Source organism: Psychrobacter sp. T6-4, assembly GCF_052258425.1.
In the GTDB taxonomy this organism is placed as follows: Bacteria; Pseudomonadota; Gammaproteobacteria; order Pseudomonadales; family Moraxellaceae; genus Psychrobacter.
The window spans coordinates 34,618-59,256 of record NZ_JBQQEZ010000002.1 but is presented as its reverse complement, the minus strand read 5'-3'; the positions used below and the strand labels follow the sequence as shown (position 1 = coordinate 59,256).

Sequence of the window (24,639 nt, the reverse complement as noted above, 5' to 3'; positions counted from 1 at the left end):
ATTACAGATATAAAAATACCTGTTTCAGTTTCTATAACCGCACCTCTTAATACTATCTACATTGACAAGATAAGGATATCTTATGCATCACGTTCAGCAGCTCATCAATGGTGAATTCACCCAATCAAATACTAGCGAATGGATTGATATTACTGATCCTGCTACCCAAGAGGTCATCGCCAAAGTCCCACAAACCACCGATGACGAGATTAACGAAGCGGTCGCAGCCGCCCAAGAAGCGTTTCAGACTTGGCGCAAAACGCCTATCATGACCCGTGCTCGTATCTTTTTAAAGTATCAAGAATTGATCCGTCAGCATATGGAAGAGTTGGCTGAGATACTCACCGCTGAGCAAGGCAAGACTATTGCGGACGCACGCGGCGATGTGTTTCGCGGCCTAGAAGTCGTCGAGCACGCGGCAGGTATCGCCAATCTACAGATCGGCGACTTTGTCGAAAATGTCGCCTCAGGGGTGGATACTTATAGCATCTGGCAGCCGCTTGGCGTTTGCGCGGGTATCACGCCCTTTAACTTCCCAGCGATGATTCCGCTATGGATGTTTCCAATGGCGATTGCGACAGGCAATACCTTTATTCTAAAGCCTTCTGAGCAAGATCCTATGGTCACTATGCGTTTAGTAGAGCTGGCGCTTGAGGCGGGCGTACCCAAAGGCGTCCTAAATGTCGTCCACGGCGGTAAAGCAACGGTTGATGCCATATGCGATCATCCCGATATCAAAGCGGTATCTTTTGTTGGGTCAACCAAGGTCGGCAAACATGTCTACGAGCGCGCAAGTCAGTCAGGTAAACGCGCGCAGTGCATGATGGGCGCCAAAAACCATGGCGTTATCTTGCCAGATGCCAATAAAGAGCAAACCCTGAACCAGTTGGCAGGGGCGGCCTTTGGTGCGGCAGGTCAGCGCTGTATGGCGCTCTCTGTGGTGGTGCTCGTTGGTGCAGCCGGCGAGTGGATTGATGATATCAAAGCCAAAGCTGAAGGTTTAGTCGTATCTGCAGGCAAGAACGACAAAGATTTAGGGCCGCTGATCTCTCCTCAAGCAAAAGCCCGCGTTGAGCACTTGATAGGCACAGGCGTTGAAGAGGGTGCAAGCTTGTTACTGGACGGTCGCGGCATTAGCGTAGAAGGCTTTGAGCAAGGCAACTTTGTAGGTCCAACCATCTTTGATCACGTCACCACTGATATGCAGATCTATCAGCAAGAGATATTTGGCCCAGTACTTTGTATCATGCGCGCAGATAGTTTGGATGATGCCATTGAGCTATTAAATGCCAATCCACACGGTAATGGCACGGCAATTTTTACCCAATCAGGTGCGGCAGCGCACAAATTCCAGCAAGACGTTATGGTCGGTCAAATCGGTATTAACTTGCCAATTCCTGTGCCGCTACCGATGTTCTCATTCTCAGGCTCGCGTGGTAGTAAGCTTGGTGATTTGGGCCCTTATGGTAAGCAAGCAGTACAGTTTTACACGCAAACCAAGACCGTCACCGCGCGCTGGTTCGATGATGAAGCCAGCCGTAGTGTCAATACGACTATTTCTATGTAGTATTAACTCTATGTAATATGAACTCTATGTAGTATTAATATTGACACTACAGCTCAGGCTTAGCTTGATATACTATCTGTCTGTTTATACTCTTTATAAAGAAGCGACGCGGTGTATCAAGCACAGCTATCGATACAGATAGATAGTGATGCTTTAACACAACAAAGGCTTTAACGTTAAGCCCCCATATTTGTAGTGCATGCACAAGGATGACCTCATGGATTTTACGCTCACCGAAGATCAAATCGCCTTTCGCCAAACGGCTAAACAATTTGCGCAAAAAGCGCTCAAACCGCACGCTGCTGAATGGGATCGCACCTCGCATTTTCCTGTAGATGTGATCAAAAAAACAGGCGAGCTTGGGTTTTTAGGTCTGTATACCAATCCAGATCATGATGGCCTAGGACTGACGCGCTTAGACTCTGCAATGGTATTTGAAGAGCTATCTTGGGGCGATACCTCAGTTGCCGCCTACATGAGTATTCATAATATGGCAGCATGGATGATCGGCGAGTACGGTAGTCATGAGTTATGCCAGCAGTTTTTGCCTAAGATGGTTAGCGGCGAGTGGCTAGGCAGTTATTGCTTAACTGAACCTAATGCTGGCTCTGATGCCGCCTCCTTGCGCACCAAAGCGGACAAACAAGGCGACTATTATGTGTTAAATGGCGAAAAAACTTTTATCTCTGGCGCAGGCTCGACTGATATTTTAGTCGTCATGGCACGTACTGGCGGCGCAGGGCCCAAAGGTGTCTCCGCGTTTGTCGTTGACGCCCATAGCGACGGCATTGAGTATGGCAAAAACGAGCACAAAATGGGCTGGAAAGCACAGCCGACGCGCGCTATTAGTTTTAAAGACGTTAAAGTGCCTGCGTCAAACCTGATAGGCGAGGAGGGTCAAGGCTTTAGTATTGCTATGAAAGGTCTTGACGGTGGGCGTATTAATATCGGTATTTGTGCGGTAGGAACAGCGCAGTCAGCGCTTGAGACCGCTACCAACTACGTGCAAGAGCGCAGTCAATTTGGTAAGCCAATAGCAAACTTACAGTCGGTGCAGTTTAAACTTGCTGATATGCTCACTCAAACCATAACCGCGCGGCAAATGCTGTATTTAGCAGCGAGCAAAGTCGATAATAAGGATCCGCAAGCCTCAGTCTATTGTGCGATGGCAAAACGCTTATCTACTGATCTGTGTTTTGATGTGGCCAATGAAGCTTTGCAACTTCACGGCGGCTATGGTTATCTCAATGAGTATCCGCTAGAGCGTCACGTACGAGATCTGCGCGTGCATCAAATATTAGAAGGCACAAATGAGATTATGCGGGTGATTATCTCGCGTCAACTGCTCCAAGACGATGCACTCGATAAGTTACGCTAAGCGATCTAATCTAACAGCAATTGTCAAAATAATAAGACAAGGAGGTTGTGATGACCGAGTATACCAATCTAAAACTATCAATCGATGGCGCTACCGCGACTATAACGCTGCACAATCCCCCCGCGCATACGTGGACGATGGAGAGCTTGCCTGCGCTCAAACAGCTGATTGCTGATCTCAATGCCAATGATGAGGTTTATGCCATTATTTTACATGGCGACGGTGAAAAGTTCTTTTCAGCGGGCGCGGATCTCAATAACTTCTCAGACGGTGACAAAGGTCGGGCGATCAGTATGGCTATCGCTTTTGGTGAGGCTTTTGAAGCGTTATCAAACTATCGCGGCGTCAGTATCGCTGTGATCAACGGCTATGCAATGGGCGGCGGGCTTGAGTGCGCGCTGGCCTGTGACATTCGTATCGCTGAGGAGCATGCGCAAATGGCCTTGCCAGAGACGGGCGTGGGTTTATTGCCTTGTGCTGGCGGTACACAAAATCTGCCGATGCTGGTGGGCGAAGGCTGGGCCAAACGCATGATACTGTGTGGGGAGCGCGTTGATGCAGCAACGGCTCTGCGCATTGGCTTGGTTGAAGAGGTAACGGCTAAAGGTGAGGGCTTGCAAGTGGCGCAGGAATTGGCTAAAAAAGTCGCCAAGCAATCCCCCGTCGCCGTCAGTTATTCCAAAGCACTGATTCAAGCAGCTAGAGACAACCCACCTGCACAAAACCTGATCAAAGAGCGCGAAGCCTTTGTTAAATTATTTGACACCCAAGATCAGCGCGAGGGCGTACAGGCATTCTTAGAGAAGCGTAAACCCAATTGGCAGAACAAATAATCGCTACTTGAATTGATAGGTCACTTCTATGACAGTTATAAAATATCCCAATAATAAAACAGCTAAAGCTCAATATGGCAATGACGCAGATGCACCAGTATCCGCTGACGCGCCAGTCCTATTTGAGACCAAGCCAACAGACTGCGGTCATCTATTAGGTATCATGACGCTTAATGCGCCAAAGTCGCTTAATGCGCTTAGCGTTGAGATGTGCCAGCTACTTTCAAAGCAGCTTGAAGATTGGCAAGCCGACTCACAAATCGTCGCTATCGTATTAAGAGGCGCAGGTGATAAGGCATTTTGTGCAGGCGGCGATATCCGCAGGCTCTATGACAGCATGTCGGCTGATGCACCGATGCCGAACCCTTATGCAACAGAATTCTTCGGTAATGAGTACCGTCTGTATCGACAGATGCATTTTTATCCCAAGCCGCTCATTCTTTGGGGTGATGGCATTATCATGGGCGGCGGTATGGGATTGATGGCGGCATGTAGTCATCGTATCGTTACTGAGCGTACGCGCTTTGCTATGCCTGAGATTACCATTGGCTTGTTTCCTGATGCCTCTGGTAGCTGGTTTTTGCGGCGTATGCCTGCCAAGTCCGGTTTATTTTTAGGACTCACAGGTGCGCTGTGTAACGGTAGTGACGCGATGTTTACCAGCCTCGCTGAATATGCGGTAGCAGGAGATGATTACGATAAGGTAATAAGTCTCTTAACACAAACAGACTGGCAGCCTGCAACGACACTCAATCAAAGCAGCTTAGATACGGTCACAAGCCAAGCACTAGCAGCATACCCTGTGGCTGATCTGCCTGAGAGTAAGCTGGCACTATATTGGCAGTCTATCTCCCAAATCATGAATAGGGGCGGTCTTGGTGATATCGATGATCTTTTGCGTGATGATGACGCGCTTGCCCAGATAGACGGCAATTTTGCAGCGGATAAATGGACTAAGCGCGCGCTTGCTACTTATCGGCACGGCTGCCCAGTGAGTGCGGCATTGACTTATGCATTGTACGACAAAGCGACAGATCTTTCGCTTGAGCAAGTGCTCTATCTTGAGCTTAATACCGCTGTACACTGCGCGGCAAATCCTGATTTTAAAGAAGGCGTACGGGCGCTGCTGATTGATAAAGACAAAGATCCTAAATGGTCGCGATCGCTTAGCGAGTGTTTATCCCCTGAGGGCCGCGATTATATCGAGCAGCATTTTGACAACCCTTATAGCAAAGACGCGCACCCCCTAAAAGACTGGCTAGGCGCTGATGCTTTGGGCGCGCAATACGTTCGCTAAGCTTTACGTATAGTTGAGTTCCTTTAATAGTGCTATCTCTTAGTCTAAATATGTCAGTTTTTTTGAGACTGACAATAGAATATATAATCAGAACAACAATCATCAAGGAGTGATGACATGAGTCCAAGTAAACATAGCGATAGTCAAAATAAGCCTAATATTGCCTTTATTGGTCTAGGTAATATGGGCGCGCCAATGGCGGAGAATCTGATAAAAGCAGGATATAAGCTCTCGGTGTATGATTTATCACAGGCGGCGCTCGATCGTTTGCAGAGTGCAGGTGCTAGAGTTGCCGATAGCCCAAAGGATGCGGCACGTGACGTCCAAGTCGTCATCACGATGTTGCCAGCAGGCAAGCATGTACACGCGGTCTACTTGGATAGCGAAGAGTCAAACGGTCTACTCTCGGTACTGCCTAAGGGTACACTCGTCATCGACAGCAGCACCATTGCCGCAAGTGATGCACGCAAGGTGGCGACAGAGGCGAGCAAATTAGGCATCGACTTTTTAGATGCGCCAGTCTCAGGCGGCACGGGCGGCGCTATTGCAGGTAGTCTTACCTTTATCGTCGGCGGTAGAGCAGACGCCTTTGCCCGTGCTAAGCCTATCCTTGATGTTATGGGTAAGAATATCTTTCATGCAGGGGATCATGGTGCAGGACAAGTCGCTAAAATATGTAATAACATGCTGCTTGGCATTTTGATGTCAGGGACAGCTGAGGCGATTAACTTAGGGGTCAAAAACGGCCTTGATGCCAAGGTGCTCTCCGAGATTATGCTCCAAAGCTCAGGGCGCAACTGGACGCTTGAAGTGTATAATCCTTATCCTAACGTCATAGAAACCGTACCCTCGAGCAATGGCTACAAAGGCGGATTTATGACCGAGCTTATGCAAAAGGATCTTAACCTTGCCATGCAAACAGCGCAAACAACAGGTGCTGATACGCCAATGGGTGCTAGGGCTACTGAGCTATACAACGAGCACAGCGTCCAGCATGGTGACAAGGATTTTTCCAGTATCATGGCGCTGCATGATAAGTCAGTATTATCGTCCTAATCAGTTTTACTGCCGTATACTTTAATAAGCAATAAAAAGCCGTTGATGCTACTCACGATAGCACCAACGGCTTTTGTTATTACAAACCAATTTAACTTTGTAGCTCATACACCAAGGTCTGAATATCTTTGGCCGCTTCTCGTAGTCTTGGTACATGGCTTAGTAGTTCATCGAGCGATACTCGTATCGTTGGCGCGTGTATATAGAGCGAGCCCAAATAGCGAGATTTTTTATCAGATATGGCAACGGATACCGCTACCATCTCAGATATAAACTCCTCATTATCGATACCGACGCCTGTCTTGGCAATGTGATCAAGCTCAGTATTTAAAGCACTGATATCGACGATGGTGTTTTTAGTGAACTTATCGAGCGCTAAGCTTTGGAGCACCTTGCGCCGACTCTCCAGACTTAACTGACTTAAATACAGTTTACCCGTTGCTGTGCACCACATGGGTGACTTAATACCTACTGGCAAGTAGATTTGCAAGGGTAGTTTAGTCGCAACCCTATTGGTATAGATCATATCGGTATGATAGGGAATACCAATGCCGCAAGTCTCTTTTATATCGTCTACCAGCTTTTGTAATATGATTTGCCGCTCGTTAAAGAACTGCCTATGTTGCCAAAGCTCAACACTTAGATTGCGCACGCGCTTGCCAGGGATAATACCGCCACCGATATCGACTGCAACAAAACCTTCATCAACCAGATTTTGTACCAAACGATGTATTGTTGGTTTTGGAATATCGAGCATTTGTGAGAGCTCAAGGGGCGAGATAGGTTTGGATGAATAGGACACCGCTTCGATAATTTCTAACACGCGAGTAATAGAGGATACTTTGGGCATAGAAGAAGCTCAGTATAGATAAAGAGAGTAGTTAGAAAGTTTGAATTCACTGAAATGTATATAAACCAGTAACAGTAAGTATAAAGAATTACGATAATAATCACTAGTTTATAGCGATAAACTTTACTAATTTATGAATCTTATTATTAATATGTTCAACTATCATAGATACATCAACTCACAAACCGAAACAAATGGTAGTAATAAGTAATAGAATATTTACTGTCTAAAATACATTTATAGTCCATTATACAGAAACATCTTGAAATACTTTCTTTATCTCGAATTTGTATATTTACTTGAGTTTAGGGAGTAGTAGGTCGTAAAAAGCAAGTGTTTTAGGTTGCTAGGTGCCACTAATTACAATATGCATGCAATCTTTACATAATACTAAACAAAAGGGGTCTCTGAGGGGATGACTTTTGAAGCTAAAATTGTTTTAATCTGCTCAACAAAAAAATGATTATGCAAACCATCCAATCAATCATTTTTATGGGCAAACAATCCCACACTTTAGGAGAGAGTTATGAAATTCATCAAATTATCTTTGGTTACTGCTGCTGTAATGGCATCAACTGCTGCTATGGCCGCTGAGCCAGCTTATCAGTACAGCAGTGATAACGGCATTATCCGTAACACTACTGGTGCTGTTGTTGGTACGACTAAAACTATCTTTAACACGCTTACTAACCCAGCTTCTGTTAGTGCTGAAGTGGGTTCATTAGGTTACGGTGCAAACGTTGGCTTTAGCGTTAACGAAAAAGTAGAACTACAAGCGGGTTGGGCAGGTGGCGATGTTGCTGACCTATTTGGCGGTGACTTTGACGTTGAAGATATCGAGTATGACGTTGATTCAGACTTTAGTAACCCGTACCTAGGCGTTCAAGTACGTCCTGCTGGTAACTGGTTCACTATGGGTGCTGGCGTAATCGTACCTGATAATGAAATTGATATCAGATCTGATGGTAACAATGGTACGTTTGAAATTGATAACGAAACATATACTGGTGTTGGTGAGTTAAGAGGTAGTGTCAAGCATCGCAACGAACTTGCTCCTTACCTAACCGTTGGTTTCCGCCCTAATATCAGCAATAATTTTGGTGTATTTGGTGAAGTTGGTGCTGCATACTTAGGTGATGTAAACGCTACAGTAACTGCTACTGGTCCTGATCTACAAGGTGCTGCTGCTGCTGCAAACCGTGAGCTTGAAAATGAAGACTACTTAGAGTGGTTACCTATCGTGAAGTTAGGTGCAACTTACCGCTTCTAATATCAGTTTATAAATAACTGATACGATAAAAAGACGTCCTTTGGGGCGTCTTTTTTTGTGTGTAAGCTTTTTATTTACAAAGTAATTATTATTTGCAGCTTAGGTAGTAGCACAATGCGATAAATACTTTGCGTATCCTTTATCCTAATTGGCGTAACATCTTCGTTATCCGTGTTTATCAACAGCTCATCAATTAATTGTGCGTAGTTGATACCCATACCTTGCGCTAGCGTGTAATTGTGCACTTTGATAAAGCACTCTTTGACTTGCCATAGTAAACGACTCAGATGCGCGCGTTTTATAGTATTCAGCTTGTCTAAAACAGCCAGCTCATCAGTATGATAATACCGCTGTACAATAGACCATTTCACACTTTGTACCTCTATATCGATACCGACTGGTCTATGACTGCTGACAACGACCGCAACCCTATCAACGGAATGACTAAAGCAGACATAATAACGGTGATGAATAAGCCGATAAGGGAACTGGGTCTCATCTAAATCATCATAGATTGCAAGCTTTTGCAGTAAGTGCTGAAGTAAATCTCGTACGCCTTTACGTTGTTGCTGCCGCTCATAATTAAATGCACTATTCGTGTTGTTTTGACCATCATGATGGGTAGATGCTATTTTTGCGCTCATACACCAAGTGCTGTTATCGAGTTGGATATAGCTTAAATTATATAGTGAGAAGGGCATAGTTGATAAGATCATGAGTATGAGTATGAGTATGAGTACTATTGAGAATAGCATGCTTTAAAGTCGTAAAAAACCCAGCAATGCTAAGGTTGCTGGGTTGTGTTTTTTTAACGAGGCTCTTTTGCTAATGCAAGTTTATACTTAAATTTAGTAAGACAACTCAGCACGGCGGTTTAGAGCATAGGCCGCCTCGGTCATACCAGTAGCAGCAGGACGCTCTTCGCCATAGCTAATAATTTGAATATTATTGATAGCAACGCCTTGATTAGCTAGATAGTCACGAGCCGCCGCCGCACGGCGCTCTCCTAGAGCGATGTTATATTCACGGCTACCGCGCTCATCCGTATGACCTGCGATAAGGACACCAGCAGCTGGGTTTGAGCTCAACAGATTGACGTGTTGATTGAGTACGCTAGCAGCTTGCGCTGTAATGTTGCTACTATCAAAGTCAAAATAGACGACCGCTTGCAAATTATCAGCAGCACTAACAACCATACCTGGATTGTCAACGAGAACGGCACCTGAATAAGCGACCTGACCGCTAGGTACACCTAGGGGTGCAACAACAACTTCAGAGGTTGCTCTTTTAGTGGCACAGCCTGAGGTAATGGCTATAGCGCTTGATAATACGGCTAAGGTTGCCACTTTCGCAAAACGACTATTGAGAGTAGAGTGAGTAATGATTGACATATAAATCTCCTAAAGTTGAAATAACATTCTTATTTTTAAAACCACTTAATATACCACTTAGCTCATTGCTACTTATCATATAACTCATGTTAATTTATGTAAGTATCATTACTGTAATTACAAAGACCGTTTATTTAATCACCAGCGACCTTTATCCCAGTTCTCAGGATTGGCCCAATACTTATTGTTTAGCCAATTGGGTAGAACTTTATAATCATAAAGATTAAATTGCCATAAAGTAATTGGATGTTTAGCTACAGCAGCACTTAAAGGTCTGCTTGGGTTGACGGCTTGCTCTTTGTTAACGATATCAAAAGGAGTAAATCCGTAAGCTCGCAAATCTATAGTACTATCAATAGCTATAAGTAAGTGAGCGGCATATAAATCACGATAGCGCATTAGTAAAGGGATATAGTGCTGTATCATCTCATCTGATAATGTTGGTAGCCAAAAACAAACCAGCTCATGACGCTTGTGTATCTGCTGCTGATCAAGTGCAGGTAAGGTTAAGAGATGAGTATGGTCTTTTTTTGACTTGATATCGTTTGATGCTTTATTAAGCTGTGTTTGTAGTGATGCAAGTGCGGCTTTATCCTCTGCCACCCATAACATCTGTGTACTATCAAAAGCAGGCACCTCTGATGCTAATTCTGGAAGCAGCTCCTCTACGTAAGCCACAAGCATTGGCAGGCTAACGTTTGAGTGCTCTGTTTTTCGCTGCGTCATAAGAGTGCCTTTTTATGAAATGAAAATCTACTCTGCCATTAAATCACTTTATATGGCATTAGCCAATTAATAATACGACTTAAAGCTATCGATGACTCTTAAAGCTAAGTTTAAGTTTTTCGGTAGCGTAACTTGAAATCTAGCAAATCAAATCAATGTAAGCTAATAATGTAAAGTCACTCAATTGAACGAACCATTCTACCTCTAACAAAAATGCTCTCAATCTACAATTAATAATAGGAATGACCATGTCTGCTGACACTCCCCAAATTATCAACCCTGAGATGGCTGATGTACCCCTTCATGAGCCAAGCAAAATCCATCTAAAAGACTATAAGCGCCCAAGCTTCGATGTCGAGACCGTCAATTTGGACATTCAATTATTTGATGAGCATGCGACAGTCGAAAGTACGCTGGTTATGAATCGTCAGACCGAAGGCGACTTGGTGCTATATGGTGAGGACGTTGAGCTGCTCACCATTGAACTCGATGGTGAAGTGCTGGCTACTGAACGTTATAGCATCAATAACGGTAAGCTGACCATTACAGATGCGCCAGATAGTCTAAGTTTGCATATAAAGGTGCGTATCCATCCGCAAACCAATACCGCGCTTGAGGGTCTGTACATCGCAGGCACGGGTAGTGAGACCATGTTCGTCACTCAGTGCGAGCCAGAAGGCTTTCGCAAGATTACCTATTATCCTGATCGACCTGATGTGCTGGCGGTGTTTACGACGCGTCTAGAGGCAGACAAGCGTTATCCGACGCTGCTTGCCAATGGTAATTTGATTGAACAAGGTGAAGTCATAGGCGCGCCTGATCGTCATTATGCTATTTGGGAAGATCCGACTAATAAGCCAAGCTATCTGTTCGCTTGCGTTGTCGCAAACTTAGATGTATTAACCGATCATTTCACAACTAGTGAAGGGCGAGAAGTCACCCTTGAGTTGTACGCAAAGTCTGATGATATTGATAAATGTCATGTCGGTATGCAAGCATTAAAGGACTCGATGTTGTGGGATGAGGTCAATTATGGGCGCGCCTATGATTTAGATCGCTATATGATTGTGGCGGTGAGCCAGTTTAATATGGGCGCTATGGAGAACAAAGGTCTCAATATCTTTAATACCGCTTGCGTATTGTCTAGTCCTGAAACGACAACCGATGCGCGCAGCTTTAATGTAAAAGCAGTCATCGCTCATGAGTATTTTCATAATTGGACGGGCAACCGTATTACCTGCCGCGATTGGTTTCAGCTGTGTCTAAAAGAGGGCTTTACTGTATATCGGGATCAGTCGTTCTCAGCCGATCAGCAATCAAGTGCGGTGCAGCGTATAGACGATGTAGCGATGCTGCGCGCGCATCAGTTTGCAGAGGACGCAGGACCACTCGCGCATCCTGTACGTCCTGAGAGCTTTGTTGAGATTAATAACTTTTATACCACCACTATTTATGAGAAAGGCGCAGAAATCGTACGCATGATTGCTAATATGCTCGGCGCTGATAATTTCCGTCAAGGCACTGATGAGTATTTTCGCCGTTATGATGGACAAGCGGTCACAGTAGAGGATTTCTTATCAGCGCTTAGTATCACTGATAGTAAGGTTGAGGACTTTATCGACTGGTATCGTCAGCCCGGTACGCCTGTGTTGTCTGGCCATCAAGACTATGATAGCGAGACGCAGACGCTCACTATTACTTTGAGTCAGCAGACGCGCCATGTCGCTGGATTTGACGCGCCAAAGCCTTTGCCAATTCCGGTTGCGATGGCTTTGTTTGATCAAGACTCAGGTGAGATCATTAGCGAGCGTATGCTATTACTTGAGCAAGCGGCGCAAACCTTTGTGTTTGACAATGTAGGCAGTAACCCTGTGGTGTCCTTGCTACGCGATTTTAGCGCACCTGTGCAATTGAATTATAATTATCAAGATACCGATTTAGCGTTTTTGCTGACTCATGAGACCAATGGTTTTAACCGCTGGCAAGTGACGCAAATGCTGGTCAATCGTATATTACTGCCCAGTAGTGACGCTAAGAGCAGTCCTGATATTTACTTGCAAGCACTAGTGGCGACCCTGCCTAAGCTTGCAGTAGATGATCCTATGTTAGCGGCGCGCCTGCTCGATATCCCATCACCGCAGGAGCTGGCATCAGCGACGCACAAAGACTACGATCCAGAGGTCATCAAACAAGAGCGTGAGAATCTATACAAACAAGTCGCCCTTGCGCTAAAGGATCAATGGGCAACTATCTATGAGCAGTTGCCATTACAAGCCTATACTGATACCCCAGAAGCACTAGGCAGGCGCGCCCTACGTAATGTAGTACTAGATATGGCATTGACAGCCAAGGTCACAGGCGCGGATCAGTGGGCTAAGCAGCAGTATGACAATGCCAGCTGTATGACTGAGCGTTTTGGGGCGCTAAGAGCTATTGTCAATCATCAGCTAGAGAGTTGTAATGTCTACTTAGCTGATTTTTACGAGCGGTTTAATACGGATGACTTGGTCATCGACTTATGGTTTAGTGTGCAAGCATCTAATACTCATGTGACTACTGATACTATTAAATCGCTACTAGCGCACAAGGACTTTGATTGGAATACGCCGAACCGTATACGTTCGGTAATAGGTGCATTTACCGCGCAGCCTGCGGTGCTCTGGACCTTTGAGGGTTTAGATATCTATGTCGATGTTATCAAAAGATTAGATGAGGCCAATCCAGTGGTTGCATCGCGTATGCTACAAGTGCTGGCGCGTTGGTATACTTTGGTTGAACCGCGCCGCACTATGGCACATGAAAAACTGCTTGATCTACAGCAAAAAGCCACCTCTAAACATGTGCTTGAAAGTTTAGAGAGCGTACTGGGCGCAGCTGGTAAATAAAGTTGTCGAATGATTTAGATAAAAGGCTAAACTGCTATGTCAGTTTAGCCTTTTTATTTTTAAGAGATGCTAAGGTATGCAAAGCGATAAAGATTATAGTTCATGATAAATCGAGTTAAATGCTAAGTTAGGCACTGATTCTAAGCACTGATTCTAGGCACTGATTCTAGGCACTGAGGACATCAATTATGAACAAGATGATATTTGGGGTGGTCTTTAGTTTATTGTGGTCATCAGCGTTTATAGCGGGTAAGTACTCGGTTGATTATATGTCACCGCTTAGTTTTTTGAGCGTGCGGTTTTTATTGGCAGGTATGTTACTACTAGGTCTGTATCAGGTATTAAAGCGGCGACACAAGTTAAAGATATCAACTAATAAAACAGAACTTCTAAGTCGCTCAATGTGTCGTGATGCCATTATTTTAGCGCTACTTAACTACGTGTTGTATCTTGGGCTATCTTACTCAGGCTTGCAGTATGTATCACCAGAGCTTGTAGTGTTACTAGTATCTACCACACCGTTTTTAACCGCTTTTGCGCAGTCATATTTAAGTAAAAAGTGGTCGGCATATTTGTGGATAGCATTAACACTTGGGTTTTTAGGCGTTGTCGTTGTGCTTGTAGCTCGTGTGGGCGAGGTAGAGTCGCTACTGAGTCAGCTGCAAAACCCTGCTCAAACGGATGAGTTTTTATGGGGTGTCGGATGTGTATTGCTATCCGTAGTTGCTCTAGCGGCTGGCACCTTATACTATCAGCTTATCGCTTCTAGTCATAACGTAGTGGCGCTGACAGGACTACAAAATCTAAGTGCAGGCGTTATGTTGTTGCCCTTTGTATCAGTATTTGCTTGGGGACAAGCCTTGAGCGTACCGATATTTGTATACGCGCTCTTGTACCAAGTCATCTTGATATCAGGCGCGGCTATGCTGATGTGGTTTCAGCTTATTCGCTGGTTTGGCTCAGGATATGCTTCGGCTTTTCATTTGCTCAATCCAATATTTGCAACGCTTTTATCTGTCTGGTTGTTTGATATTGATTTAAGTGTAAGTGACGTTATTGGCACAATAATGGTGGTCATTGCTATGGGGATCATTAGCTTAGATGTCGTTAGTATTAAAGCCAAAGAAAATCCTGTGTCACTTTAAAATTTCTACCTCGCAGCCAAAAGCCCACCTACGAGTAGATGGGCTTTTGTATTTGGGCAGTTAGTTGTTGCTCATTAACGATTGGGTAAAACGTCTTTGACCATATTACGCAAATTGTGTAGCGCGGCTACGCTACTCTCCCAGTCGAGGCAACCATCGGTGATAGAGACGCCATATTCAAGCTTGCTTAAGTCTTCGGTGAGCTTTTGATTACCACCTTTTAGGTGACTCTCAACCATCATACCGATGATAGATTTGTTACCGTTTTCGATTTGCTCAGCGACGTTATTGATGACCATGGGCTGCAAGTAAGGATCTTTGCCTGAGTTGGCATGACTTGAGTCAATCATAATTTTGGTACTGGTTTTACCTTTCTCAAGCTCATTCTCAGCGGCTGCTACTGCCGTCTCATCATAGTTTGGCTTACCATTACCGCCGCGCAGTACCACGTGCGCATAAGGGTTGCCTTTAGATTTGATAATAGAGACTTGACCGTCTGAGGATAACCCCAAGAAGCTATGAGGCGCTTTGACCGCTTGCATAGCGTTGACGGCGACAGTCATACCGCCGTCGGTACCGTTTTTGAAGCCAACTGGACAAGATAGACCCGAGCTCATCTCGCGATGCGTTTGGCTCTCAGTGGTACGAGCACCAATAGCTGACCAGCTAATCAAGTCTTGCATGTACTGCGGTGTATTTGGGTCTAAGGCTTCAGTCGCGCAAGGTAAACCCTTCTCATTAAGATCAATGAGCAATCTGCGCGCGCTGCGCAAACCCTTCTCGATATCGAAGCTATCATTCATATCAGGATCGTTGATCATGCCTTTCCAGCCAACCGTAGTACGCGGCTTTTCAAAATAGACCCGCATAACGATAAAGATGGTATCTTCCAGCTCTTTTGCCAGCTTAGCCAAGCGGTCGGCATATTCGTGCGCAGCCTTTATGTCATGGATAGAGCAGGGGCCGATGACGATAAACAAGCGCTTATCTTTACCATCTAAGATGTTTTGAATGGTTTGACGTCCTTTTAGGACAGTTTGATACGCGGACTCTGAGAGCGGTAGCTCAGCTTTTAATTCAGCTGGCGTAACTAGGGGGATGAATTGTTCAATATTCACGTCGTCAATGTCTGCATTATGGGTAGCTGGTGTTGTCATGATTATATCGTCTAGCTTATTTATAGGAACAATCATTATGAGGTCAAAAGTAGTCGTTGACAAGGGGACAAGAGTAGTTAATTGACTGATAACTGGAATGCCAAAACCAATGTTTTGTTATACTTGCGCTGATATTAGTCTTTTTAGGCGTCGCTATACTCTATAATTCTTTAAAATTTATTATTGTTTGCCTAACATCTTGAGCGTTTCGCTATTTGGGCTGCGCTCACGTATGATGGCAGCCTAAACGCTTAAGCACTTAGAAGTCTGTATAAGCGTCTAGGTGGTTAGCGTCCAATAATGGCTTGTGCTATATTTTAGTTTGTACCCAACTCCACCTTATATCTAATAGCGGTTAGGATCCTATCATGCCAGAATCTGTAACACCTTTTAAGCAAAGTCCTTTGTCTGATACTCTTGCTACTGATCAGGCATCAGGCCCTTTGGTGATAGGGATAGTCGCAGGAGAGGTCTCAGGCGATAGCTTGGGTGCTGATTTTATGGCGCAGATGAACAATTTGCGCGGTGATATTATCTGGATCGGCGTTGGTGGTAGTAAGATGCAAGCGCAAGGTCTGCAAAGCTTATTTCCGCTATCACGCTTAGCAGTTATGGGCTTGGTTGAGGTGATGTCGCAATTGCGAGATCTATTTAAGGCGCGGCGTGAGCTACTGACTGCCTTTGATGGCGCGAACATTGATTGGTTCGTGGGCATCGATGCCCCTGATTTTAATTTACGCGTTGCCAAAAAGCTTAAACCCAAAGGTGTGTTTTGCGTGCAATACGTGAGCCCATCGATATGGGCCTGGCGTGAGTCACGTATTCACGGTATCAAGGCGGCAACCAACTTGGTGCTGTGCTTATTTCCCTTTGAATTGCCTGTGTATGAGCAGTATGATCATCCAGCGATCTGCGTTGGACATCCGCTACTACGCACTATAGATCAAGCGCTCGTTCAGACGCCGATGACCCAGCTACGTAGTGAGCTAGTCTGGCACAATGATGGCTTACAGCAGTTTTTTACCAGCCGTTTCAATGCAGTTAGTCAGCTCATCTGCGTGATGCCAGGGTCGCGCCGCAGTGAGATTACTGCTATTTTACCGGTGATGCTTGATGGTATTCAAAAGCTCATACTCCTAGATCCAAAGCTATGCTTTATTATCCCAACGGTTGATCAAAACCATCAGTATATTGTACAAGAGGTAATCGATAAGCGCTCAGAATCACTGCGAGCTGCAATCGTTGTAGTTTATGATGACAGCCTACCTACCTTTAGTCAGCAGGCAATGGCAGCCTCTGATATGGTCATGCTCGCCTCAGGTACAGCAACCCTTGAGGCGATGCTACTTGAGCGGCCTATGGTTGTGATCTACCAGTTAAATCAGCTGACTTATCGGATTGCTAAGCGTCTGGTTAAAGTGCCCTATGTAGCACTGCCCAATATCTTGGCAGGCGATGCCATCATCCCTGAACTCATTCAAGAGCAAGCAACGGGGGAGAACATTTGCCGTACTGTCATGCAACTGCTCCAGCCGCGCGCTTATGATGAGCAATTAAGGGCTTTGGTTGAAACCAAAAAAACTCTGCAACAGCAAAGCAATCACAATCCTGCCAATAGCGCCGTGCAACAATATTATGCCCAAAAGGTTCGGTATTTTAAATCATAAATATTAACAACAAGTCCGCTAAGTTATGAGTCAAATAGAGCAGATCATCGTACTCGACGATACTATCGGGAACATTGATATTAAAGATCAATATGTCAGTTTAAACGCACCGATTACGTTATCAGGTCAGCTCAATATCACTAAGCTGATCGCTGATAAAACCTTCAGTTCTATGTCATCACCATTACAAATAGGGGTAGATGAAGCAGGTCGCGGTCCATTACTCGGCTGCGTTACTATAGCTGCCGCTATCTTGCCTAATACCTGGTCAGATCTAATCGAGCATCAGCCGTTACAGAACACGCCGCTCTGTACACTCACTGATTCCAAAAAGCTCAGTGAAAAAAAACGCGATATTCTATATCCGCTCGTGCAAAAGTATGCACTTGGTTTTGTTGTCGCTGAGATACCTGCTGCGGTGATCGATCAGATTAATATTTTGGCCGCAACCATGCTCGGTATGCGCTTATGTAGTGAAACGTTGCTAAAGGCAATAGCCCAGCATTTCGCTACAATAGTGGTAGGAGGGCAGAATGAGCTCAATAAAGAACAGATTGAGATACTCATCGATGGTAATCGCTGTCCAGATCTTGACTATTTAATACTTGAGAAGCTAGGGCTACCACCATCCGCCATTGATTGCCAAGCTTGGATAAAAGGGGATGCGCGTCATACCAGTATAGCGGCAGCTAGTATCTTGGCAAAAGTCAGTCGCGACAAAACTATGTATGAGATGGATGCGCGGTATCCAAACTACACTATCGCCCAGCATAAGGGCTATCCGACTCGTGCACACATAGCTGCTATCGATACCTACGGCGTATTGCCGGAGCATAGACGTAGTTTTGCGCCCATAAAACATATGCAATGAATACACTCATCATAACTGTATTTAATCAAAACAATAACATCTGCTAGTAAAAATAGCCTAAGTAATAATACTTAAATCCCTGAAATATAACATATTTTGGATATAAACAATTTGATAAATAATGTCTCATTACTATTGAAAACTGTGTATCTTACGTTTATAGTTTGTAACTAGAGTCTAAACAGCATTCTAGTATTATCAAACAATCGAGGACTGATGATGGTTTCAACACTGGCAGCGAAGCGTTCAAGCGCACTACTTTTTTCTATTTTGTTTCTAGCAGCATGTGGGGGCGGTGGGGGCGGTGGTGATGGTGGGGGCAGCGATTCAAACACGAGTTCTGGCGCAGATGAAGCTGTTGAGCCGAGTGTACCTAGTGAAGTAGAGAGTGATATTATAGTCTCAGACCCAATTGTTTCAGACTCAGATACCTCCGTACCTGATGAGCCAGAGGATGAACAAGATGATCCAGTAGACCCAGCCCCTGTTGCTTTAGACAATGATACTAAAGCTGCGCTAGCTGCTAATAACACGATCAGTCTGGCACGTACTAGTTGCGGTCTTAATGGTTTGTCAGATGACGCAGAGCTTGGCAATGTTGCTATTAAACACGGTAATTATATTAGACATGTGTACGCCAACAGCACACCTACATCCTTTAATGCCCATACTGAAAACTCTATTAGCGACATCGCTGCGGTTACAGGCAACAATAATCCTTTTTTCGGTGGGGTGAGTTTTGGTAAGCGTTTATCTAATGCAGGCTATAGCAACGTCAACCATGGCGTTACCGAAAATATTGCGCAGACAGTATACTATAGCACTGCTGATAATATAGTCGCGTCAGAAGTTGCTGCGCTCTCGATGACTAAGTCATTACTAGCTGCACCTTACCATTTACGTTCGCTTATGATGCCAGGGTCGAGTCTAACAAGTTCAAGTATGGTTGCCTACGAGCCGTTTAACAAATCGGGCTTTAAACATGCCAAAGGCTATGTGCTGGTCAATCATGCAGCGGTGACCGATTCAAGTAAAAATAACACTGTTGAGGGTATCTTTACCTACCCTTGTAATGGCGTTACTGGCACAGTTACTGCCCTTTATAACGAAAGCCCCAATCCATTTAGAAATCCAAATGGTGGATTGCCTACTAGAGATTTGCGCACTAATCCAATCGGGCAACCTGTTTATATCAACATGCCTTCAGCCCAAAGTATCAAAGTGAGTAACATAAAGTTCCGTGATATGAAACGCAATGTCGATATACCGGTCAAATTGTTGGATAGTAATGATGATCCGTTTAAAGGGACCAATTTTGAACTACCAGCAAATGAGGCCTTTATCATGCCGCTCACAGACAGTCTAAAAAGCTGCGAGGCTAAACGTACTCAGAATCAAAGTCAGCAGTGTGGACTGTATGGTAATAGTGAATACCGCGTCAGCTTCGACGTCTTAGTCGACGGTAAAGATATGCAAAGCAAATCGTTTACCTTTAAGACAGGCAAAGTAAGTTATTAGTATACAAACAAGGTCAGTCTACTAAAATTGCAACAGACTCAATAGACAATAAAAAGTATAAGGTATCCCCTTATACTTTTTTATTTGTCTTTTACTTAAACTATCTAAAGATCATGAATGGGGTTCAAGGTCGAATTTGACCGTTATCAGATAATCAAATCATATAGGGCAGTTAATGAGCGCTAAATCGTCAAGCAATTACTCAGGAATACTGGTTATTTTACTCCTGTTGCTACCCGCTCATGATGGTATAGATAGAACCTACTTAAGCGATATTTATATCAAAGACTTTGATGCATTAGTGACTAATCTACGAGCGGATACTGAGAATGGCATAGGGAATAAGACGCCGATTGATGTGACTAGTAATGATAGAGCAGTAGATAATCGTATTGATGACAGTGCAGCAGGTCTAGAAAATGAAAACGATGATGATGTCGCCTTGATGGCCAATAACGAGTTTAACTCAGCAAGACGTCATTGCGGGTTAGATACCTTATCGCTAGATACTGAGCTGACCAAAATTGCACTACAGCACGCCAACTACATTAAATATGCCTTTGAGAATGCGGCGGTGACTAGGTTCAATCCGCATTACCAAATAGCTATTAAGGATATCGATTCGGTAACGAGTACAAATAATCCGTACTTTAGTGGACTCGATGTCCAGAACCGAATGTTTAATGCAAACTATCCTAATATAAATTATGGCATCACAGAGAACATCGCCCAGACAAGATATTATCATTCAGCAGGCAGACTCATCTCTCCTAGCATTGCTACGACTTCGATGGCAAAGTCATTAATGGCAGCGCCTTATCATTTGCGCTCATTGATGACGCCGCAATCAAAACTCGTCGGTACAGCAGTAGTCGGCTACAAACCTTTTGACATGGATAAAGACAATAATCAAGGCTATATGCTAGTCACCAATGCAGCGGCGACAAGGGCTACATCAAGAGCAGCATTCTCTGGCGTTTTTACTTATCCCTGTCAAGGTGTCACTGAAACGGTAACAGGACTCTATAACGAAACGCCCGATCCTGTAAAGCATACGGGCCGTAATTTGAGTACTGATCCAATAGGCCAGCCCATATATATCAATGTGCCAAACGCTAAGCAAATTCAAATCATCAATGTTGAGTTTTATGATATTGAGCGAGATATAAATGTGCCCACGCACATCCTTAGTTATCAGAACGATCCGTATAAAGATACAGAGTTTGCACTGCCAGCGAACGAGGCTTTTATATTGCCTATTACTGATGCGCTAAGTAGCTGCAGGGGCATGACGAGAAAGAGCAAGAACTGCGGACTACATGGTAATAGTGAGTACCGAGTCCGCTTTGATATTGTACAGAGTGATAATCGTATACAGAGTCAGTCGTTTACCTTTAGAACAGGCGCTGTGAACTACTCGTAATATAAAGTGAAATAGGCGATTTATCTGTCGTTGTATTGATCATCTAAAACGAAGATCCTGGCTGCTTTAAAAACTCCTCTTCTTTGTCAGTAGATGTGCGACCCAGCACTTCATTGCGATGCGGATAACGGCCAAACTGATCAATAATGTCTTTATGACGATGCTCAAAGTCTAAAGTATTTGCATCGTTTAACTGCTTAAACAGAGGCAAGTAACGCTCATGAATCATAGCCGATTCTGAATGCATAAAGGGCATAATCGTAAATCTGCGCCACTCCATAGGCAAACTATTAAAATGCGGCTGCTCGATGGCTTCTTGCGCAAGGACTAACGCCATACCATCTTGAGCAAAGGCGCAAGCCTCGTCGCGGCATAGATTGCGCGAGAACTGATCAAGCACAATAATCTCAGCCAAACGTCCTGCCAGCGCTGTGATTGAGCTATTGCTATCAGCAGTCGCGTCTGCAATACGCCAGCTTACGCATTCACCTTGTTTAGCAGCTTGCCAAATATCACCAAATTTGTCCGCTATCTGCTGATCAAAATTGTCATTTTGTTCAAACCAGCAGGCCTCGTTGTCCTTATCAAACCAAAAATCCAATACTGCGCGGGCGTCAATATTGAGATGCGTCAAGTCGATATTCTTGGGATCGAGCTGTGATGAATGAGCTTGGTTTGAGGCGTTGGAATAATCAGTAGATAGCGACATAAGATATTCTAATTATGATGGATTTAGTCTACTATAGCGCAAATATTTATATCTGTCATGATGCCAACAGCAGCTATTAGGTAACCTCTTATGAATTCTAAAAACGCCGTAAAAACTCCTAACTCCGCACTACCGCCAACCCCTTATTATCTGCTTGACGAAGCGGCAATCGTTGCCAACATGCAGATTATTGCTCGGCTATGTGAATTATCAGGCGCGAAAGCATTGCTCGCGCTTAAATGCTTTGCGACTTGGGGCGTATTTGATGTTATGCAGCCTTACTTGCATGGTACAACCTCATCATCACTCAACGAGGTGCGGTTAGGCTATGAAACTTTTGGTGATAATGCTGACAATAGTAATGAAGGTAGTAGCAAAGACAAAAAAGAAACCCATGCCTATAGCGTGGCCTATAGCGCAGGCGAGATTGACGAAGTACTAAGCTATGCCGATAAGATTATCTTTAATTCTATCTCACAGCTTAATAGCTTTAAAGATAAGGCTTGTGCACAGAATATTCCAGTAGGACTACGCTTGAACCCAAAGACTAGCAATTCATCTTTTATCATTGCTGATCCAGCGCGTCCCTTTAGCCGTCTGGGTGAGCATGACAAAGATAAGATTGCCGCGGTGCTTGGTGATATCACAGGTGTTATGATCCATAACAACTGCGAGAACGACAGCTTTGCAGCCTTTAGCGAAAGTTTGGCTGATATTGAAGATAGATTTGGTGACGTGTTGGCGCAGCTTGACTGGGTCAGCTTAGGCGGCGGCATTCATTTTATCGCCCCTGATTATCCACTAGAAAAACTCGCTGATAGATTAAAAGGCTTTAGTGAAAAATACGGCGTACAAGTCTATCTTGAGCCGGGTGAGGCAAGTATTCATGGCGCAGGCTCATTAGTCACCACAGTATTAGATACTATGCACAATGAAAAGAACTTAGCTGTCGTCGATGCTTCTATTGAAGCGCATATGCTAGATTTACTGATTTATCAAGAGTCAGCGTCTATCGCTACTATTAATGAGAGTGTCGTTGATATAGTTCCTGTGAATAAAGAGCAGGCAGATGATGATACGATTATCTACGGTCGCTCATGTTTGGCAGGTGATATCTTTGGCGAGTATGCACTACCTAACCAGTTACAGGTAGGTGATACCATCGCGTTTGGTAATGCCGCAGGCTATACGATGGTGAAGAAAAACTGGTTCAATGGCGTGGGCATGCCAGCGATTGTCATTCGTCGCCTTGATGGCAGTATCTATATTCAGCGCAAGTTTGATTACCAAGATTACAAGGATAGCTTGTCTTAAATAACTGCGTTGCTCAATCTGCTTAAACGCTAAAAAACAAAGGTTTAGAGATAACTATCTGTAGTTTTTGTTACTGTATTTTTATACATTATTTTTACTATTAACAGAATAAAAATTGTTATAATCGCCACGGGCAAATAGCTATCGACTAAAAACGATGTTTGCCCGACGGGTGCGTGGGTTTTCCTCGGTCTTCCTTTTTCATTCACGCACATCATTCACTCGTTGCTGTTTTGCATAGCCATATCACTGGTATCGACAGGGACACAAAGGAGGATTGTTCATTGAACACAAACCAAACCAAACCCAGCAAAAAAGACGTACTTATCATCGGTGCAGGCGGCGTCGCGCAAGTAGTCGCCCATAAATGTGCGATGCACAATGACGTGCTCGGCGAGATTCATATTGCCTCTCGCACCAAGGATAAATGTGATGCCATCGCTCAGAGCGTAAAAGACAAAGGCAGCTTTAAGCAAGCTGCTGTCTTGCATACGCATGAAGTCGATGCTATGGATACTCAAGCTGTCATCGATCTTATCAACGATACCGGTATTCAAATCTTAATTAACGTCGGCTCGGCATTTATCAATATGACCGTATTAGAAGCTTGTATCGAGACGGGTACAGCCTACATCGATACCGCCATTCATGAGGATCCGCGCAAAATTTGCGAGACGCCGCCATGGTATGACAACTATGAGTGGCAGCGTCGTCAGCGCTGTGCGGACAACAATGTCACGGCGATTTTGGGCGCAGGCTTTGATCCTGGTATGGTCAACGCTTATGCGCGTCTGGGCTATGACATGATGGATGCAGGCTCAGTCACTGATATCGATATCATTGACATAAACGCTGGCGATCATGGTAAGTATTTTGCCACTAACTTCGATCCTGAGATTAATTTTCGTGAGTTCACGGGAACCGTCTACTCTTGGCAAGATAGCCAGTGGCAGTCGAATAAAATGTTTGAGGTCAAACGTACTGACGATTTGCCAGTCGTTGGCATGCAAAACAGCTACTTGAGTGGTCATGATGAAATTCACTCATTGTCAGCCAATTTAGATGTGCCCAATATACGCTTTTGGATGGGCTTTGGTGAGCACTATATCAATGTGTTTACCGTCTTACAAAGCTTAGGTCTGTTGTCCGAGCAGCCGGTAATGACTGCCGAAGGGCAAGAAGTCATTCCATTAAAAGTGGTCAAAGCGGTACTACCAGATCCAAGCTCGCTGGCGCCAAACTATACGGGCAAAACCTGTATTGGTGATAAAGTTAGAGGCAAGATTAATGGCGTTGATAGCGAAGTATTTATCTATAATATCTCCGATCATAAAGACGCCTATAATGAGGTCGGTAGCCAAGGGATCTCTTATACCGCAGGCGTGCCTCCTGTCGCGGCTGCTATGTTAATCGCCACAGGCGAGTGGGACGCGGGCAAAATGGTCAACGTCGAAGAGCTGGATGCCAAGCCCTTTATTAATCTGCTCAACAAGATAGGTTTGCCAACACGCATTCAAGATAGCGAAGGCGATAGAGCGTTAGAATTCGATATTTAATACGTTTTAGGCATTTAGAAAAAGCC

Annotated in this window: 20 protein-coding genes; 14 read left to right on the top strand and 6 right to left on the bottom strand. The window is 44.5% G+C overall.

Going from position 1 to position 24,639, the window contains the following annotated elements; translation table 11 throughout:
- Positions 1–82 precede the first annotated feature (82 nt).
- The 5 genes from ACTXGE_RS02025 (at position 83) to mmsB (ending at position 6,131) form a co-directional block, all read left to right on the top strand.
- Positions 83–1,567, top strand: coding sequence for a CoA-acylating methylmalonate-semialdehyde dehydrogenase (locus tag ACTXGE_RS02025; protein ID WP_317199334.1), 1,485 nt, complete (start codon positions 83–85; stop codon positions 1,565–1,567).
- Between the two features lie 217 nt (positions 1,568–1,784).
- Complete coding sequence (locus ACTXGE_RS02020; RefSeq protein WP_317199335.1) at positions 1,785–2,945, top strand: acyl-CoA dehydrogenase family protein; 1,161 nt, start codon at positions 1,785–1,787, stop codon at positions 2,943–2,945.
- Positions 2,946–2,995: 50 nt separating this feature from the next.
- Positions 2,996–3,778: an enoyl-CoA hydratase gene (locus ACTXGE_RS02015; RefSeq protein ID WP_443541540.1), complete on the top strand. Its 783-nt coding sequence runs from the start codon at positions 2,996–2,998 to the stop codon at positions 3,776–3,778.
- Between the two features lie 28 nt (positions 3,779–3,806).
- Positions 3,807–5,075 carry an enoyl-CoA hydratase/isomerase family protein gene (locus tag ACTXGE_RS02010; protein WP_443541539.1) on the top strand — a complete coding sequence of 423 codons (1,269 nt, stop codon included), beginning with the start codon at positions 3,807–3,809 and terminating at the stop codon, positions 5,073–5,075.
- Between the two features lie 117 nt (positions 5,076–5,192).
- Positions 5,193–6,131 (top strand): 3-hydroxyisobutyrate dehydrogenase, encoded by a 939-nt coding sequence (mmsB, locus tag ACTXGE_RS02005; RefSeq protein ID WP_435950876.1) that lies wholly within the window; start codon positions 5,193–5,195, stop codon positions 6,129–6,131.
- A gap of 91 nt (positions 6,132–6,222) precedes the next feature.
- Here mmsB and ACTXGE_RS02000 read toward each other — a convergent pair whose 3' ends face one another.
- Positions 6,223–6,981 (bottom strand): IclR family transcriptional regulator, encoded by a 759-nt coding sequence (locus ACTXGE_RS02000; protein WP_317199339.1) that lies wholly within the window; start codon positions 6,979–6,981, stop codon positions 6,223–6,225.
- A gap of 526 nt (positions 6,982–7,507) precedes the next feature.
- Between ACTXGE_RS02000 and ACTXGE_RS01995 the strand changes: the two genes are divergently transcribed.
- On the top strand, positions 7,508–8,251 hold the full coding sequence (locus ACTXGE_RS01995; protein ID WP_443541537.1) for a hypothetical protein: 744 nt from the start codon (positions 7,508–7,510) through the stop codon (positions 8,249–8,251).
- A 74-nt stretch (positions 8,252–8,325) separates the two neighbouring features.
- Here the strand turns inward: ACTXGE_RS01995 and ACTXGE_RS01990 are convergent, their stop codons facing one another.
- The 3 genes from ACTXGE_RS01990 to ACTXGE_RS01980 form a co-directional block, all read right to left on the bottom strand.
- Positions 8,326–8,895: a 4'-phosphopantetheinyl transferase family protein gene (locus ACTXGE_RS01990; protein ID WP_317199341.1), complete on the bottom strand. Its 570-nt coding sequence runs from the start codon at positions 8,893–8,895 to the stop codon at positions 8,326–8,328.
- Positions 8,896–9,099: 204 nt separating this feature from the next.
- Positions 9,100–9,642, bottom strand: a complete 543-nt coding sequence (pal, locus tag ACTXGE_RS01985) for a peptidoglycan-associated lipoprotein Pal (protein WP_317199342.1) — start codon at positions 9,640–9,642, stop codon at positions 9,100–9,102.
- A 138-nt stretch (positions 9,643–9,780) separates the two neighbouring features.
- Positions 9,781–10,368 (bottom strand): DUF6231 family protein, encoded by a 588-nt coding sequence (locus tag ACTXGE_RS01980; protein ID WP_443541535.1) that lies wholly within the window; start codon positions 10,366–10,368, stop codon positions 9,781–9,783.
- Positions 10,369–10,616: 248 nt separating this feature from the next.
- On the opposite strand from ACTXGE_RS01980, the gene pepN reads away from it, so the two are divergent.
- Together pepN and ACTXGE_RS01970 are read left to right on the top strand one after the other, a co-directional pair.
- Entirely contained in the window at positions 10,617–13,253 is a 2,637-nt protein-coding gene (pepN, locus tag ACTXGE_RS01975) for an aminopeptidase N (protein ID WP_443541533.1), read from the top strand.
- A 188-nt stretch (positions 13,254–13,441) separates the two neighbouring features.
- On the top strand, positions 13,442–14,398 hold the full coding sequence (locus tag ACTXGE_RS01970) for a DMT family transporter (RefSeq protein ID WP_443541531.1): 957 nt from the start codon (positions 13,442–13,444) through the stop codon (positions 14,396–14,398).
- Positions 14,399–14,472: 74 nt separating this feature from the next.
- Here the strand turns inward: ACTXGE_RS01970 and ACTXGE_RS01965 are convergent, their stop codons facing one another.
- Positions 14,473–15,555, bottom strand: a complete 1,083-nt coding sequence (locus tag ACTXGE_RS01965) for a 3-deoxy-7-phosphoheptulonate synthase (protein WP_317199346.1) — start codon at positions 15,553–15,555, stop codon at positions 14,473–14,475.
- A 368-nt stretch (positions 15,556–15,923) separates the two neighbouring features.
- Between ACTXGE_RS01965 and lpxB the strand changes: the two genes are divergently transcribed.
- From lpxB to ACTXGE_RS01945, 4 genes are all read left to right on the top strand, one after another.
- Complete coding sequence (lpxB, locus tag ACTXGE_RS01960; protein WP_443541529.1) at positions 15,924–17,222, top strand: lipid-A-disaccharide synthase; 1,299 nt, start codon at positions 15,924–15,926, stop codon at positions 17,220–17,222.
- 25 nt (positions 17,223–17,247) lie between these two features.
- Entirely contained in the window at positions 17,248–18,093 is an 846-nt protein-coding gene (locus tag ACTXGE_RS01955; protein WP_443541528.1) for a ribonuclease HII, read from the top strand.
- 216 nt (positions 18,094–18,309) lie between these two features.
- Positions 18,310–19,611: a CAP domain-containing protein gene (locus tag ACTXGE_RS01950; RefSeq protein ID WP_443541526.1), complete on the top strand. Its 1,302-nt coding sequence runs from the start codon at positions 18,310–18,312 to the stop codon at positions 19,609–19,611.
- Positions 19,612–19,786: 175 nt separating this feature from the next.
- Positions 19,787–21,034, top strand: coding sequence for a CAP domain-containing protein (locus ACTXGE_RS01945; RefSeq protein WP_443541525.1), 1,248 nt, complete (start codon positions 19,787–19,789; stop codon positions 21,032–21,034).
- Between the two features lie 43 nt (positions 21,035–21,077).
- Here ACTXGE_RS01945 and ACTXGE_RS01940 read toward each other — a convergent pair whose 3' ends face one another.
- A complete protein-coding gene (locus tag ACTXGE_RS01940; RefSeq protein ID WP_435951028.1) occupies positions 21,078–21,653 on the bottom strand; it encodes a DUF924 family protein in 576 nt (191 codons plus the stop codon).
- 180 nt (positions 21,654–21,833) lie between these two features.
- On the opposite strand from ACTXGE_RS01940, the gene ACTXGE_RS01935 reads away from it, so the two are divergent.
- The gene (locus ACTXGE_RS01935) at positions 21,834–23,057 is read left to right on the top strand and encodes a carboxynorspermidine decarboxylase (RefSeq protein WP_443541523.1); all 1,224 of its coding nucleotides are present in this window, start codon (positions 21,834–21,836) and stop codon (positions 23,055–23,057) included.
- Between the two features lie 284 nt (positions 23,058–23,341).
- Positions 23,342–24,613 (top strand): saccharopine dehydrogenase family protein, encoded by a 1,272-nt coding sequence (locus tag ACTXGE_RS01930; protein WP_443541522.1) that lies wholly within the window; start codon positions 23,342–23,344, stop codon positions 24,611–24,613.
- Positions 24,614–24,639: the final 26 nt, after the last annotated feature.

Coding starts and splice junctions, on each gene's coding strand:
- ACTXGE_RS02020 (WP_317199335.1), top strand. CDS start 1,785: ATGGATTTTACGCTCACCGAAGATCAAATCGCCTTTCGCCAAACGGCT.
- ACTXGE_RS02025 (WP_317199334.1), top strand. CDS start 83: ATGCATCACGTTCAGCAGCTCATCAATGGTGAATTCACCCAATCAAAT.
- ACTXGE_RS01980 (WP_443541535.1), bottom strand. CDS start 10,368: ATGACGCAGCGAAAAACAGAGCACTCAAACGTTAGCCTGCCAATGCTT.
- ACTXGE_RS02015 (WP_443541540.1), top strand. CDS start 2,996: ATGACCGAGTATACCAATCTAAAACTATCAATCGATGGCGCTACCGCG.
- ACTXGE_RS01950 (WP_443541526.1), top strand. CDS start 18,310: ATGATGGTTTCAACACTGGCAGCGAAGCGTTCAAGCGCACTACTTTTT.
- ACTXGE_RS01965 (WP_317199346.1), bottom strand. CDS start 15,555: ATGACAACACCAGCTACCCATAATGCAGACATTGACGACGTGAATATT.
- lpxB (WP_443541529.1), top strand. CDS start 15,924: ATGCCAGAATCTGTAACACCTTTTAAGCAAAGTCCTTTGTCTGATACT.
- ACTXGE_RS01945 (WP_443541525.1), top strand. CDS start 19,787: ATGAGCGCTAAATCGTCAAGCAATTACTCAGGAATACTGGTTATTTTA.
- ACTXGE_RS01995 (WP_443541537.1), top strand. CDS start 7,508: ATGAAATTCATCAAATTATCTTTGGTTACTGCTGCTGTAATGGCATCA.
- ACTXGE_RS01935 (WP_443541523.1), top strand. CDS start 21,834: ATGAATTCTAAAAACGCCGTAAAAACTCCTAACTCCGCACTACCGCCA.
- mmsB (WP_435950876.1), top strand. CDS start 5,193: ATGAGTCCAAGTAAACATAGCGATAGTCAAAATAAGCCTAATATTGCC.
- ACTXGE_RS02010 (WP_443541539.1), top strand. CDS start 3,807: ATGACAGTTATAAAATATCCCAATAATAAAACAGCTAAAGCTCAATAT.
- ACTXGE_RS01955 (WP_443541528.1), top strand. CDS start 17,248: ATGAGTCAAATAGAGCAGATCATCGTACTCGACGATACTATCGGGAAC.
- pal (WP_317199342.1), bottom strand. CDS start 9,642: ATGTCAATCATTACTCACTCTACTCTCAATAGTCGTTTTGCGAAAGTG.
- ACTXGE_RS01990 (WP_317199341.1), bottom strand. CDS start 8,895: ATGAGCGCAAAAATAGCATCTACCCATCATGATGGTCAAAACAACACG.
- ACTXGE_RS01970 (WP_443541531.1), top strand. CDS start 13,442: ATGAACAAGATGATATTTGGGGTGGTCTTTAGTTTATTGTGGTCATCA.
- pepN (WP_443541533.1), top strand. CDS start 10,617: ATGTCTGCTGACACTCCCCAAATTATCAACCCTGAGATGGCTGATGTA.
- ACTXGE_RS02000 (WP_317199339.1), bottom strand. CDS start 6,981: ATGCCCAAAGTATCCTCTATTACTCGCGTGTTAGAAATTATCGAAGCG.